This window comes from Pseudomonas sp. GV071 (genome assembly GCF_003050835.1).
In the GTDB taxonomy this organism is placed as follows: Bacteria; Pseudomonadota; Gammaproteobacteria; order Pseudomonadales; family Pseudomonadaceae; genus Aquipseudomonas.
The window spans coordinates 205159-219065 of record NZ_QAOJ01000007.1 but is presented as its reverse complement, the minus strand read 5'-3'; the positions used below and the strand labels follow the sequence as shown (position 1 = coordinate 219065).

The 13907-nt window shown below is 58.8% G+C and carries 11 protein-coding genes and 4 tRNA genes; 11 read left to right on the top strand and 4 right to left on the bottom strand.

Features of this window, described 5'->3' with window-relative positions; translation table 11 throughout:
- The first annotated feature begins 44 nt into the window (after positions 1-44).
- The 5 genes from C8K61_RS15440 to C8K61_RS15420 all read left to right on the top strand — a co-directional run bounded on the left by C8K61_RS15440 (position 45) and on the right by C8K61_RS15420 (position 2167).
- Positions 45-1280 (top strand): aspartate kinase, encoded by a 1236-nt coding sequence (locus C8K61_RS15440; RefSeq protein ID WP_108097153.1) that lies wholly within the window; start codon positions 45-47, stop codon positions 1278-1280.
- Positions 1281-1476: 196 nt separating this feature from the next.
- Positions 1477-1662 (top strand): carbon storage regulator CsrA, encoded by a 186-nt coding sequence (gene csrA / locus C8K61_RS15435; protein ID WP_003283978.1) that lies wholly within the window; start codon positions 1477-1479, stop codon positions 1660-1662.
- Between the two features lie 61 nt (positions 1663-1723).
- Positions 1724-1814: transfer RNA gene (locus C8K61_RS15430), tRNA-Ser, on the top strand.
- 107 nt (positions 1815-1921) lie between these two features.
- Positions 1922-1998, top strand: a tRNA-Arg gene (locus C8K61_RS15425).
- Between the two features lie 92 nt (positions 1999-2090).
- Positions 2091-2167 (top strand) — tRNA-Arg (locus C8K61_RS15420).
- A gap of 41 nt (positions 2168-2208) precedes the next feature.
- On the opposite strand, the gene C8K61_RS15415 is transcribed toward C8K61_RS15420, so the two are convergent.
- The gene (locus C8K61_RS15415) at positions 2209-2706 is read right to left on the bottom strand and encodes a DUF4124 domain-containing protein (protein WP_108097152.1); all 498 of its coding nucleotides are present in this window, start codon (positions 2704-2706) and stop codon (positions 2209-2211) included.
- A 317-nt stretch (positions 2707-3023) separates the two neighbouring features.
- On the opposite strand from C8K61_RS15415, the gene mgtE reads away from it, so the two are divergent.
- Positions 3024-4466, top strand: coding sequence for a magnesium transporter (mgtE, locus tag C8K61_RS15410; RefSeq protein ID WP_108097151.1), 1443 nt, complete (start codon positions 3024-3026; stop codon positions 4464-4466).
- A gap of 92 nt (positions 4467-4558) precedes the next feature.
- Here mgtE and C8K61_RS15405 read toward each other — a convergent pair whose 3' ends face one another.
- A complete protein-coding gene (locus C8K61_RS15405) occupies positions 4559-4885 on the bottom strand; it encodes an Arc family DNA-binding protein (RefSeq protein WP_108097150.1) in 327 nt (108 codons plus the stop codon).
- Between the two features lie 412 nt (positions 4886-5297).
- Between C8K61_RS15405 and phnN the strand changes: the two genes are divergently transcribed.
- Positions 5298-5855 carry a phosphonate metabolism protein/1,5-bisphosphokinase (PRPP-forming) PhnN gene (phnN, locus tag C8K61_RS15400; RefSeq protein WP_108097149.1) on the top strand — a complete coding sequence of 186 codons (558 nt, stop codon included), beginning with the start codon at positions 5298-5300 and terminating at the stop codon, positions 5853-5855.
- Here phnN and C8K61_RS15395 read toward each other — a convergent pair.
- Entirely contained in the window at positions 5852-6325 is a 474-nt protein-coding gene (locus C8K61_RS15395; RefSeq protein ID WP_108097148.1) for an Lrp/AsnC family transcriptional regulator, read from the bottom strand. The two genes, phnN and C8K61_RS15395, sit on opposite strands and share 4 nt — an antisense overlap.
- Before the next feature lie 199 nt (positions 6326-6524).
- Between C8K61_RS15395 and C8K61_RS15390 the strand changes: the two genes are divergently transcribed.
- The 4 genes from C8K61_RS15390 to C8K61_RS15375 all read left to right on the top strand — a co-directional run bounded on the left by C8K61_RS15390 (position 6525) and on the right by C8K61_RS15375 (position 13093).
- Complete coding sequence (locus tag C8K61_RS15390) at positions 6525-10010, top strand: indolepyruvate ferredoxin oxidoreductase family protein (RefSeq protein ID WP_108097147.1); 3486 nt, start codon at positions 6525-6527, stop codon at positions 10008-10010.
- 144 nt (positions 10011-10154) lie between these two features.
- Positions 10155-10229, top strand: a tRNA-Arg gene (locus C8K61_RS15385).
- Positions 10230-10484: 255 nt separating this feature from the next.
- Positions 10485-11726, top strand: a complete 1242-nt coding sequence (locus C8K61_RS15380) for a glutamine synthetase family protein (protein WP_178086462.1) — start codon at positions 10485-10487, stop codon at positions 11724-11726.
- Positions 11727-11785: 59 nt separating this feature from the next.
- Positions 11786-13093, top strand: coding sequence for an MFS transporter (locus C8K61_RS15375; protein ID WP_108097145.1), 1308 nt, complete (start codon positions 11786-11788; stop codon positions 13091-13093).
- A gap of 67 nt (positions 13094-13160) precedes the next feature.
- Here C8K61_RS15375 and C8K61_RS15370 read toward each other — a convergent pair whose 3' ends face one another.
- Positions 13161-13904 (bottom strand): flagellar brake protein, encoded by a 744-nt coding sequence (locus tag C8K61_RS15370; RefSeq protein ID WP_108097144.1) that lies wholly within the window; start codon positions 13902-13904, stop codon positions 13161-13163.
- Positions 13905-13907 lie beyond the last annotated feature (3 nt).

Genomic DNA, 13907 nt, shown 5'->3' with positions numbered 1-13907 from the left:
ACGGGTCGAGGCGACTGATTAATGAGGGGCTGAGGCAGCTGCAAATGGCTTTGATCGTACAGAAGTTTGGGGGCACCTCCGTCGGCACCGTCGAGCGTATCGAGCAGGTGGCCGAGAAGGTCAAGAAATTCCACGAAGCCGGCAATGAGCTGGTCATCGTGTTGTCGGCCATGAGCGGTGAAACCAACCGCCTGATCGACCTGGCCAAGCAGATTAGTGAGCAACCGGTTCCGCGCGAACTGGATGTGATGGTGTCCACCGGTGAGCAGGTGACCATTGCCCTGTTGGCCATGGCCCTGATCAAGCGCGGTGTGCCGGCGGTGTCGTACACCGGTAATCAGGTGCGCATTCTCACTGACAGCGCCCACAACAAAGCACGCATCCTGCAGATCGACGACCAGAAAATTCGCGCTGACCTCAAGGCAGGACGCGTGGTGGTAGTCGCAGGTTTCCAAGGTGTGGACGAGCAGGGCAACATCACTACCCTCGGCCGTGGCGGTTCCGACACCACTGGCGTAGCCCTGGCGGCGGCGCTGAAGGCGGATGAGTGCCAGATCTACACCGACGTCGACGGTGTTTACACCACCGACCCGCGCGTAGTGCCCCAGGCTCGCCGTCTGGACAAGATCACCTTCGAAGAAATGCTGGAAATGGCCAGCCTGGGCTCCAAGGTGCTGCAGATTCGTTCGGTGGAATTCGCCGGCAAGTACAACGTCCCGCTGCGCGTGTTGCACAGCTTCCAAGAGGGTCCGGGCACCCTTATTACTATTGATGAAGAGGAATCCATGGAACAGCCGATCATCTCCGGCATCGCCTTCAACCGCGACGAAGCCAAGCTGACCATCCGTGGCGTGCCGGATACCCCCGGTGTGGCCTTCAAAATTCTCGGCCCGATCAGCGCCGCGAACATTGAAGTGGACATGATCGTGCAGAACGTCGCGCACGATAACACCACCGATTTCACCTTCACCGTGCACCGCAACGACTACCAGAACGCCCAGCAAGTGCTGGAGCAGACTGCGCGCGAGATTAATGCTCGTGAAGTCAGTGGTGATCTGAAGATCGCCAAGGTATCGATCGTAGGTGTTGGCATGCGCTCTCATGCGGGTGTTGCCAGCCGCATGTTCGAAGCACTGGCCAAGGAAAGCATCAATATCCAGATGATCTCGACCTCTGAAATCAAGGTTTCGGTGGTGATTGAAGAGAAATACCTGGAGCTGGCAGTGCGCGCACTGCACACCGCCTTCGAGCTGGATGCCCCAGCCCGGCAGGGCGAGTAAGCGATTATTCGAAAGGCGCGGTTGATTCCGCGCCTTTTGTCTTTTTGGCGGGGTAGGCGGAACTTTCTTTCTGCCTACACTAGTCAATACTTGGGTGACGGCAGCGGGGTGGTTGATATGCGCCGCTGCCGTCACCATTTTAATTTTTGCAGACTGTCTAGTTGTCCTGAACTGTAAATCCGTAAGGAGAAAGGGAATGCTGATTCTGACTCGCCGGGTCGGAGAGACCCTGATGGTAGGTGACGATGTCACTGTCACCGTGTTGGGCGTTAAAGGTAATCAGGTGCGAATTGGCGTCAATGCGCCGAAAGAAGTTGCTGTGCACCGCGAGGAAATCTACCAGCGCATCCAGAAAGAGAAGGACCAAGAACCAAGCCACTAATTTTTATCAATTTTTGGCTTTGCAAACGGGGAAAACATGGATATCATGCGCCCCGTGTTGCGGAGAGGTGGCCGAGTGGCCGAAGGCGCTCCCCTGCTAAGGGAGTACACCTCAAAAGGGTGTCGGGGGTTCGAATCCCCCCTTCTCCGCCATTAATTTCAACGAAATTGATGTTCTGGGATTTAACGGTAAGTCGTTGAAATTACTGGAAAAATTGGTTGAAGATCAATTTCGAAGCTGTATAATTTGCGTCACCTGTGCACTCATAGCTCAGCTGGATAGAGTACTCGGCTACGAACCGAGCGGTCGGAGGTTCGAATCCTCCTGAGTGCACCATTTAAACAGCCTGATTTGTTGCTAAAACAAGTCGGCGATTTAAGTCAGAGATTGAAGTTGAGAGTCTCTGAAAGTAGTAAAAAGTTGTACTTGCACTCATAGCTCAGCTGGATAGAGTACTCGGCTACGAACCGAGCGGTCGGAGGTTCGAATCCTCCTGAGTGCACCATATTTAAAGGGCCTGCAGACATGCAGGCCCTTTTTTATTGCCTAGGATTTAACACAGCCGTCGGCATCGAAGCTGATGCTGCGCTTGCGGTTGTTGTCCTGTTTGTCCACGTAGTTGTAACGCAGTTTGCCGTTCTGGCTGCTGATGCTGTGCGGTTTGCCGAGCATGCTCTCGACGTCTGCTCGCGACATGCCGGCGCGCGCCTCCTTGTCGATCATGGCCTTGCGCCGTTCCCTGGCTGTGAGCAGATTGCCGCAGCCGTCCTCGCGCTGACCAATACCTACCACCGCTCGGTGTTCTTGTTCCGTGGGTTTTGTTGTGGGCTGGTTTTTTTCGGCGGCTTTTTCGGTTTCTTTGGTGCCGCCACTGGGCGGTGGGTTATCCGCCGTCTGTAGCTGGGTTTGTTGATCACTTGCGCAGCCCAAATGGGTGAAGGTGACTCGCCCGTTGTGGTCTTCGCAGCGGTAAACAGTCGCGGCAAACAGCGCGACTGGGCAGAGCGATAGGGTCAGTGCGGTAGCGCAAAGTGCGGCATGCATTGGGGTGTCCTCCATGACGTTTGTTCGTCCACCCTACGCCTATTTTTTCTTCGCTCTGTCGTGCCTCCAGGGCTTTCTAATGCGTCGTACAAAGGATTCAGAGAAAACCTAGCTTTGTGGTGCAAGCGCTTGTTCTTGCCTGATTTTGTCGCATGCAAAGCCTAGGAGCAGTGGTATCATTTGCCGGTCAGCCTCGCCGAGGCTTATGGATTGCCATCATGGACTTACCCAGTAGTAGCTCAATACCTCGCTTTACCAATCAAGAATTGACTGATTGATCCCTTTGGCGCGCTCTGCCGCTGGGGGTGGAGTGTGCTATGACCGAAGTAGAAGCAAAAAAGCCGCAAGAAAGTCTGCAGGACCGACTCGCACAAGTCGTTGAACTGCTGCACCGGCACAAGCTGGTCGAAGACCTGACGCATCGTCAGGAAGGCCAGCATCAGGAACGGGTGGAAAGCCTGGTCCACCGGCAGAATCTCGCCGAGTTGCAACGCAAGCTCGATGATCTCCACTCCGCCGACGTTGCCCACATTCTCGAAGCCTTGCCGCTCGATGACCGTCTGACCGTATGGCAGTTGGTTAAAGCCGAGCGCGATGGCGACATCCTGCTGGAAGTATCCGACTCGGTTCGTGAAACGCTGATCGCCGACATGGACGATCACGAGATTCTCGCGGCCGCCAAGGACATGGACGCCGACGAACTGGCCGACCTGGCGCCAGAACTGCCGCGTGACGTTGTCCACGAACTGATGGAAACCCTCGATGCGCAGCAGCGCGAGCGCGTGCGCTCGGCGTTGTCTTACGAGGAAGATCAGGTCGGCGCGCTGATGGACTTCGAGATGGTCACCATCCGCGAAGATGTCAGCCTGGAAGTGGTGTTGCGTTATCTGCGCCGCCTGAAAGAGTTGCCGGGCCATACCGACAAACTCTTTGTGGTCGACTACGACGGCGTGCTCAAGGGGGTGCTGCCGATCAAGCGGTTGCTGGTTAATGATCCGGACAAGCAAGTGGCCGAGGTGATGGCCGACGATCCGGTGAGCTTTCACCCGGACGAAGACGCCTATGACGCCGCACAAGCGTTCGAGCGTTACGACCTGATTTCGGCGCCTGTCGTCGATAAGAACGGCAAGCTGATCGGCCGTCTGACCATCGATGAAATGGTCGACCTGATTCGTGAAGAAAGCGAAACCGAAGTGTTGAACATGGCGGGTCTGCGCGAGGAAGAAGATATCTTCGCCTCGGTGTGGAAATCGCTGCGTAACCGCTGGTCCTGGCTGGCCGTCAACCTGATCACCGCGTTCATTGCCTCGCGAGTAATCGGCCTGTTTGAAGGCTCCATCGAGAAGCTGGTAGCGCTGGCGGCGTTGATGCCTATCGTGGCCGGGATTGGTGGCAACTCGGGCAACCAGACCATCACCATGATCGTTCGCGCCATGGCGTTGGACCAAGTCAGCACCGGCAACACGTCACGCCTGATGCGCAAGGAATTGGCGGTTTCGCTGTTCAATGGCGTGGTCTGGGGTGGGGTGATCGGTGTGGTCGCTTACATGCTCTACGGCAGTTGGTCGTTAGGCATAGTGATGACTGCGGCGATGACGCTCAACCTGTTGCTCGCAGCGTTTATGGGGGTGCTGATTCCCATGACCCTGACCCGTTTGGGGCGCGATCCGGCGCTGGGTTCCAGTGTGATGATCACTGCGGTGACCGACAGCGGCGGCTTCTTTATCTTCCTTGGCCTGGCAACGCTGTTCCTGCTCTAGCGCCCTTTGCAGGGGGCAAACCGCAGACATAAAAAAACCGCCGTTGGCGGTTTTTTTATGGAGGCTTGGAAACTGAAGCAGTGGGGGCCGGCTTAGGCCTCTTCCGCGTTCATCTCGGCATCGTGGGCGATCAAAGCGACCAGGGCGTTTTGCTGGCGACGGGACAGTTGGCGAAACCGTTGCAGCAGCTCACGCTCATGCAGGGACAGTTCCGGTCTATCGAGGCGCATGCTCAGGTCTTCGTCCAGCGAGCCTTCCTGGAGCATGCTCTGTTCCAGACGAGCGATGATCTCGGAGTTCATGCTGCGGTGATGATTACGCGCTACATCCGCGATGCGCTCGCGCATGCCATCGGGTAAACGAACGACGAACTTGTCAGCCGTACGGCTGGAATAAATAGCCTGTTTCATAGGGCGCATACATTTAAACCGGTTAGTTCAGGGAAGCGATGCTGGCACTTGGCTGCATGATTGTCACCGGTTTGACCATCAATAGCACTAGCCGTTCAACGGGGAACGAAGAAACCCCTGTTGACTTAGCAGTCACTGCATCAGTTATTTGACGCCAAATCTGTGTCGCATTTTGAACCGGCTAAAGGCTTTGTGCCAGCACCAACTGTCGAAAATGCGCGCCATTTGTCAAAGTGGTCACAATTGGTACTTCAGTGCGGTTTATTTAAGCTGATGTTTTCCTCTGCGTCTCGCCCGCAAGGCTCGACATTAGAGCGGTTTCACCTTTTCTCTGCTACGGATCGTTTTGATCAGGCAAGATTGCCGCTGAATTTTGCCCAGCGCCGAAAACGCGCTGAGCAATGCAGCGAGGTGTTGATAGATGGGCACTCTGATTTATCTGATCGGGCCTTCCGGCTCGGGCAAGGACAGCCTTCTGCAAGCCGCTGGCCCACAACTCGAAGCGCGGGGCTGTCATATCGTGCGGCGGGTGATAACCCGTTCGGCGGAAGCGGTGGGGGAGGAAGCCGAGGCGGTCTCTCCCGAGCAGTTCGAGCAGATGGAAGCGCAGGGCGCGTTTGCCATGAGCTGGCGCGCCAACGGCTTGGCTTATGGCATTCCCGCTGAAATCAATGCGTGGCTGGCGGCAGGTGACGATGTGCTGGTGAATGGTTCGCGCGCTTATCTGCCAGAGGCGCGGTGTCGTTATCCGGATCTGTTGGCGATCCTGCTGACGGTCGATCTCCAGGTACTGCGCGAGCGCCTGCTGGCACGCGGCCGTGAGTCGCTGATAGAGATCAATGCACGGCTGGCACGCAACGCCCAGTTCCAACTGGCGAACACGGCGCAAGATGGTTCATTGCAGGTGCTGGATAACTCCGCCCACTTCGAGCGCACCGTCGCTGCACTGCTCAACCTGATCGTCACCCACCGCCACTAGACCAGGTCCAGCGGCAGCTCGGTGGTTCGTTTCACTTCGCTCATGGCGATATTCGAATGGGCCTCCAGCACGTGGGGGCGCTGCAACAACTGATCGCGCAGAAAGCGCTCATAGCTGGCGATGTCCTTAGCCACCACCTTTAGCAGGTAATCGGAGCCACCAGCCATGGTGAAACACTCCAGCACCTGTGGGTAACCGACTATTTCCTGTTCGAACTCGGTGAGATTGTTTCGCCCGTGCGCAGACAGTTTGATGTTGACGAACACCGTGATCGAAAAGCCCAGCAGCGCGGGATTGAGCAAGGCGACTTTGCGCTCGATCAGCCCCTCTTCCTGCATGCGGTGAATGCGCCGCCAGCACGGCGATTGCGACAACTCGACTTTTTCCGCGATCTCGGCAGCTGAGAGGTCGGCGTTGTGTTGCAACAGGCGAAGTATCTTGCGATCGATAGGGCTCAGAGGGTTGTGCATGACTCGTTCCCAATTGTTTTTGTTCTTGGATAGATCATGCACAAGAGTGGCGCCGGAACCCAAAAATAGAAAGAAAAAAGCCGTACCGCCCAGTCATATTCTTAGCCATGCGCCCGGGCAGTGATCCTGTCGGGGCGAAGCAAGGGCGGCTTTCACCGTAGCTGCCCAGGTCGCCATAAAAATAACAGGAGCGCCCGCTATGTCACTGGCCGAGATCCGCCTGGATGACAAGTACCGACTCGCAACCGGTCACCTTTATCTCACCGGCACCCAGGCGCTCACCCGTCTGCCCATGCTGCAAAAACAGCGCGACAGCGCCCATGGCCTGAATACCGCCTGTTTTATCTCTGGCTACCGCGGCTCACCACTGGGCAACCTCGACAAGAGCCTGTGGGAAGCCAAGACCTTTCTGCAAGACAACCACATTCACTTCCAACCCGGCGTCAACGAAGAGCTGGCCGCCACCGCCGTGTGGGGCAGCCAGCAGACCAGCCTGTTTCCCGGCGCACGTTACGACGGCGTGTTTGCCATGTGGTATGGCAAGGGCCCGGGCGTGGACCGTTGCGGCGATGTATTCAAGCACGGCAACTCCGCCGGAGTGTCTGCCCATGGCGGTGTGCTGCTGTTGGCTGGTGACGACCATGGCTGCAAATCTTCCAGCATCGCCAACCAGAGCGAGCACGCGTTTATCGCCGCCTCGATTCCGGTGCTCAACCCGGCCAACGTTCAGGAAATTCTCGACTACGGCATTCTCGGCTGGGAGCTGTCGCGCTACAGCGGTTGCTGGGTGGCACTGAAGACCATCGCCGAGAACGTCGATTCTTCAGCAGTGGTGGATGTCGATCCACTGCGCGTGCAAGTGCAACTCCCTACCGACTTCCAACTGCCTGAAGACGGCGTGCACATCCGTTGGCCAGATCCGCCTCTGGTGCAGGAAAAACGCCTGAATACCTACAAGATTTACGCCGCTCGGGCGTTTGCGTTGGCGAACAATTTGAACCAGGTAAAACTCGATTCGCCGAATCCACGCCTGGGCATTATTACCACCGGCAAATCCTACCTGGACGTACGCCAGGCGCTGGTCGATCTTGGTCTCGACGATGAGCTCTGCGCCCAGGTTGGCCTGCGAGTGCTCAAGGTCGGCATGAGCTGGCCGCTGGAGCCGGTATCGGTGCATGAATTCGCCCAGGGTCTGGACGAGATTCTGGTGGTGGAGGAAAAGCGCAGCATCATCGAAGATCAGCTCACCGGCCAGCTCTACAACTGGCCTGTGGATAAACGCCCACGCGTGGTCGGCGAATTTGACGAGGAGGGCGTGTCGCTGCTGCCAAACCTCAGCGAACTGACCCCGGCGATGATTGCCCGCGCCATTGCCAAGCGCCTGGCACCGATCTATTCCAGTGAGCAAATCGAATCGCGTCTGGCCTTCCTCGCCGCGAAGGAAAAAGCCCTGGCCGCGCCGAAACACAAGACCGTGCGAACCCCGCATTTCTGCTCCGGTTGCCCACACAACACGTCCACCAAAGTGCCGGACGGCAGCCGCGCGCAGGGCGGCATTGGCTGCCACTACATGACCCAGTGGATGGATCGCAACACCGATACCTTCACCCAGATGGGCGGCGAGGGCGCGACCTGGATCGGCCAAGCGCCCTTCACCGATACCCCGCACATCTTCCAGAACCTGGGCGACGGCACCTACTTCCACTCCGGCCAGTTGGCCTTGCGTGCAGCGGTCGCGGCCGGGGTCAACATTACCTACAAAATTCTCTACAACGATGCTGTGGCCATGACCGGTGGTCAGCCTATCGATGGCGAACTGCGCGTCGATCAGCTCAGTCAGCAGGTGTTTGCCGAAGGGGTGAAACGCATTGCCCTGGTTTCCGATGAGCCAGACAAATACCCCAGTCGAGCCGGTTTCGCCCCTATCGTCAGCTTCCACCATCGCCGCGAGCTGGATGCGGTGCAGCGTGAGCTGCGTGAGTTCAAAGGCACGTCGGTGATCATCTATGACCAGACCTGCGCCACGGAAAAACGTCGGCGGCGTAAACGCGGCAAGCTGGCCGACCCGGCCAAACGCGCCTTTATCAACCCGGCGGTGTGCGAGGGCTGTGGCGATTGCAGCGTGAAGTCCAATTGCCTATCGGTGCTGCCGCTGGAAACCGCCCAGGGGCGTAAACGGGAAATCGACCAGAACTCCTGCAACAAGGACTTCACCTGCGTCGATGGCTTTTGCCCAAGCTTTGTCACCGTCCATGGTGGACGTCTGCGCAAGCCGGAAGCGTTGGGCCATGGCGCGGATTTCCCGGTGCTGCCCGAACCATCGCAGCCAACCCTGGAGCGGCCTTACAACATCCTGCTCCCGGGCGTGGGTGGCAGTGGCGTGACCACCGTCGGCGCCTTGTTGGGCATGGCGGCGCATCTGGAAGGCAAAGGCTGCAGTGTGCTCGACCAAGCTGGCCTGGCGCAGAAGTTTGGTCCGGTGATTACCCATATCCGCATCGCCGCCGCGCAAGACGATATCTATGCCGTGCGCATTGCCGCCGGTGAGACCGACTTGTTGCTCGGGTGCGATCTGGTGGTGGCCGCCAGCGAGGAGGCCTTGGCCAAACTCAACGAACAGATCGCCCATGCTGTGGTGAACAGCCACGAAGCGGCGACCGCCGAGTTCACCCGAAACCCGAACGCCGAGTTTCCCGGCGCGGCCATGCAACAGGCCATCGTTGAGGCAGTAGGAGCGAGCAAGACCCATTTTGTCGAAGCCACCGAACTGGCCACCGGCTTGATGGGCGATAGCATCGCCACCAACCTGTTCATGCTCGGTTATGCCTACCAGTTGGGCCTGGTGCCGGTGAGCGCCGAGGCGATCAATCAGGCGATCGAGCTCAACGCGGTGGCGGTGCCATTGAATCTGCAGGCCTTCCTTTGGGGGCGTCGTGCCGCTCATGCACCGCAGGCGGTGGCGCAACTGGCCAAACCCGACGCCGCTGCACAGTTAGCGGAAAAGGAACAAACCCTCGAGCAGCGACTTGAACGCAACTCCGCGATGTTGCGCGACTACCAGAACGAGGCCTATGCCCAGCGCTACCGGACGCTGGTCGAGCAGGTGCGTGAAGCGGAAGAGCGCGCATTTCCTGGCCAGCCGTTGGCGTTGACCGAGGCGGTGGCCTTCAACTACTTCAAGTTGCTGGCCTACAAGGACGAGTACGAAGTGGCGCGTCTGTACAGCAACGGTGAATTCACCCGCCAGTTGGCGGCGCAATTCGAAGGTGACTACCGCTTGCAGTTTCACCTGGCGCCGTCCTGGCTGAGCAAGCGTGATTCGCGTACCGGTGAGCTGCGCAAACGCAGTTTTGGTCCGTGGATGTTGCAGGCATTTGCACTGCTGGCGCGCTTCAAGTTCTTGCGCGGCAGTCGGCTTGATCTGTTTGGCTACAGCCACGAGCGCCGCTTGGAGCGTGAGCTGATTGGTGGTTATGAGGCTGACGTGGCGCTGATTCTGCAGCACTTGCAGGACGCCAAACGCCACAGCGCATTGGCATTGGCGCGTATTCCGGAGCGCATTCGCGGCTACGGTCACGTCAAGGATCAGGCCTTGCTAGCCGTCAGCCGGCAGGCCGAAGAACTGCGGCGCACGCTGCGTGATGAGAGCAGCGCCCCCTCTACGTTGTACGTGGCTGCCGCCTGAGGAACGGCACGGTTGCGCCGCCGCACTGATGCCAGGGCGGCGGCGTTTTTACGCCTGGCAAACACATGACAAAAACGCGGCTCGCCGTTAACATGCCGGCCGGTCGGCAACGCTTGCCGGCTTGCCACGTTCTGCACTGCGTTTGTCTCCTTAGTTCAATGGATAGAATAAGCCCCTCCTAAGGGCTAGATGCTGGTTCGACTCCAGCAGGGGACACCATCTCTAGCGGTCTTTTTTGCTCCTTTCTTTTTATCTGTCGCCAACCGCTGCGACGGAATATCTGTGCTCGCTGCTTGAAATATTGAACAGCCGATGCGTATTTTGTACGCGCCGCCGCTAGTCTGCGGACGGCTCCAACAAGGATAAGAAGTTATGAGTACTGATGGCCCCAGATCCCTTGCCGTGCAATTGGCCGGCATCGACGAAATTGAATGCGTAACCCCTGACCTCAATGGCGTACCGCGCGGCAAAGTGATGACCGCCGAAGGCTTTCTGGAGGGGCGCCGGCTGCAGCTGGCGCGAGGTGTGTTGCTGCAATGCATCATGGGCGGCTACCCGCCGGCGCCGTTCTATGGAGGGGACGATGGCGACCTGGCGTTGAATGCCGAGCCTACTCAGATTCACCGTCTGCCCTGGAGCGACGTGCCGCGTGCCCTGGCCATCTGCGATGCCGATGAGCTGGATGGCAGCAGCTCGGGGCTGTCGACCCGCGGCCTGCTCAAGCGTGTGCTGGCGAGTTACAGCGAGCGCGGTCTGGCGCCGGTGGTGGCGACTGAACTGGAGTTCTTTGTCTTCGCCCCCAACCCGGATCCGCAGCGTCCGTTCCAGCCGCCGGTAGGGCTTGATGGCCGTCGTGAAGATGGCTGCTCGGCGTTTGGCGTGTCGTCGAATGCCGGCCTGCGCCCGTTCTTCAACGAGGTGTATCGCTGCATGGCGGCCCTAGGCTTGCCGCGCGACACGTTCATGCATGAGATGGGTGTCAGCCAGTTCGAGATCAATCTGTTGCACGGCGATGCGCTGTTGCTGGCCGACCAGACCTTCCTGTTCAAACACCTGCTCAAGGAAGTGGCGCTCAAACACGGCATTACCGTGGTGTGCATGGCCAAGCCGCTGGCGCACACGCCCGGTAGCTCGATGCACATTCACCAGAGCGTGGTGGAGCAGGGCAGTGGGCGGAATATTTTCACCGCCGCCGATGGTGACGCGACGCCGGCGTTCTACCAGTTCATCGCTGGCCAACAAGCGGCGATGGCGGATTTCACCTTGCTGTTCGCGCCGAACGTGAACTCCTATCAGCGTCTGTTCCACCCTTACGCATCGCCGAACAACGCCTGTTGGTCTCACGATAACCGCGCTGCCGGCCTGCGTATTCCGGCCAGTTCACCGGTCGCGCGGCGAGTAGAAAATCGCTTGCCCGGTGCCGATGCGAACCCCTATCTGGCCCTGGCTGCCAGCTTGGCGGCAGGCCTGTACGGAATCGAGCAGGAACTGCAACCGAGCGAGGCAATCCAAGGCGAATTCGACGTGCCGGATGCCTTGCGGTTACCGTCTACGATGCAGGCTGCAATCGACCGTCTGCAGCGCAGCACGTTGGCGCGCGAGATGTTCGGCAACGAGTTCATTGACGGCTACATTGCTACTAAGACGATGGAGCTCACCAGCTTCTTCGATGAAATTACCCCGTGGGAGCGCCGTGTGTTGGCCGCCCAGGCGTAAGTGTCACCCGCCAGGCCGTTGTGGCCTGGCCCTCATTCAAGGAGCCGTTCGGAAAGCTGATGCATCGAATCTGGAAGTCTTTTCGAGCGCTTTATTTCGCCAGCCTGTTGATGCTGATCGGTTCGGGTCTTCTGAGCACCTACCTCGGCCTGCGTCTGGCTGCCGATAAAACTGATTCGTTATGGGTCGGTGCACTGATGGCCGCCTACTATCTCGGGCTCGTGCTGGGCGGCAAGGTCGGTCACCGTTTGATTGCACGCGTTGGCCATATTCGCGCCTACGTTACCTGCGCCGGTGTCGTCACTGCGGCGGTTCTGGGCCATGGCCTGCTCGACTGGTTGCCGGCCTGGGTGGTGCTGCGCGCCATCGTGGGGGTCGGCATGATGTGCCAGTACATGGTGATTGAGAGCTGGCTTAACGAGCAGGCCGAAGCCAGCCAGCGCGGTATGGTGTTTTCCGGTTACATGATTGCCTCGTACCTCGGACTGGTACTGGGACAACTGGTGCTGGTGCTGCATCCGGCGCTGGGGCTTGAACTGTTGATTCTGGTGGCGATGTGTTTCTCGCTCTGCCTGGTGCCTGTCGCAGTGACCCGCAAGATTCACCCCGCACCCATGCGGCCCGCACCGTTGGAGCCACGGTTTTTTATCAAGCGAGTGCCGCAATCGTTGACTACCACGCTGGTCTCCGGCCTGGTCATCGGTTCGTTCTACGGGTTGGCTCCGCTGTACGCCGCGCGTCAAGGGTTGAGCAACGAACAGGTCGGTCTCTTCATGGGCTGCTGCGTATTGGCCGCCCTGGTCGTGCAATGGCCATTGGGTTGGTTATCGGACCGGCATGATCGCGCCGTGTTGATCCGTGGGTGTGCCGGGCTGTTGGTGTTGGCGGCGTTGCCTTTGGCGGTTATGCCAACGGTGCCGCTGGAATTGCTGATCCCCGTTGGCTTTGTCCTCAGCCTGCTGCAGTTCAGTCTGTACCCCTTGGCTGTTGCGTTTTCCAACGACCATGTCGAGGGTGAGCGGCGGGTGTCGCTGACAGCCATTCTACTGGTGACCTTCGGCATCGGCGCCTGTATCGGGCCGCTGGTGGCTGGCGGCTTGATGCGGCAATTCGGGCCTAACATGCTTTTCGCCTTTGTCTGCTTCTGCGCGGCGGTGCTGGTGCTGCGTATTCGTCCGGATGCGGTGACCAATCTGCACCAAGTGGACGATGCGCCGCTGCACCATATGTCGATGCCGGACAACATGACCAGCTCGCCGTTGGTGGCGGCCCTTGATCCACGGGTAGACGAGCAGATCGTTCACGATCAGATGCAAACGCCGTCTGCCGCGGCCGTGGAAGACCCGGCCGATACCAAGTCGACCTGATGGCCTGAACCCGCACAAAAAAAACGCCACCTCGTCGGGTGGCGTTTTTGTGTGTGCGGCTCGCGGCTTAGTCGTCGATATCGTCGCGTCGCGCTTCGCGTTGCAGCTGGTAGACGAAGCGGTCGATCTGCCGCTGCTCCAGGCCGTTCATGCGGTGAAAACGCATGCCAACGAAGGTCAGGTCGAGTTTCTCGTCATAAACCATATGGCGTAATTCGACGGCGGTAGTCATCGAACCGAAGGGCAGTTGCGCCACCAAACGTTCGTACACCTGACCAGACTGCAGGCCTTTGCTGGCATCGCCAGGGAAACGCAATTTGCAGCCCGTGGCGGAGATATCCAGTAGGTGGCCTTTTACCGGCACTTTCAAACGGTCGCCGCCCAGTTCGATATTGACTGGCTGGGCTTGCTTGAGCGGCGCTCGGTAGGCGTTGCGGCGTTGGTGGTAGAGCACCTCGGTGGGCATCGGGCACCAGTAACAGTTGGAGCCTTCCATCTGCCCGACCTGCACCTGCTGCTTGTACTCCCAGGCGATGCGCACGCCTTCGTGAAAACCTTCGATGCGAAAATTCTCGCCCGCTTTCAAAAAGCGCTCGCCGTCGTTGGGCACCATTTCATCCAGCGCCACCAGACCGCGCTCGCGGTTGATCTGAATGATGAAGGTCTGAAAGCGCTGGGAGCGTTCATGGAAAGTGATGATCAGCGGGTCGCGGTGTTCTTCCAACTGGCGCAGCGCAGCAAAAACTTCCAGCGGAGCTTTGAGGACTTTCGGTGGTTGCGGGCCATCACCCGCGGCGAAGGGGTTGGACACGGT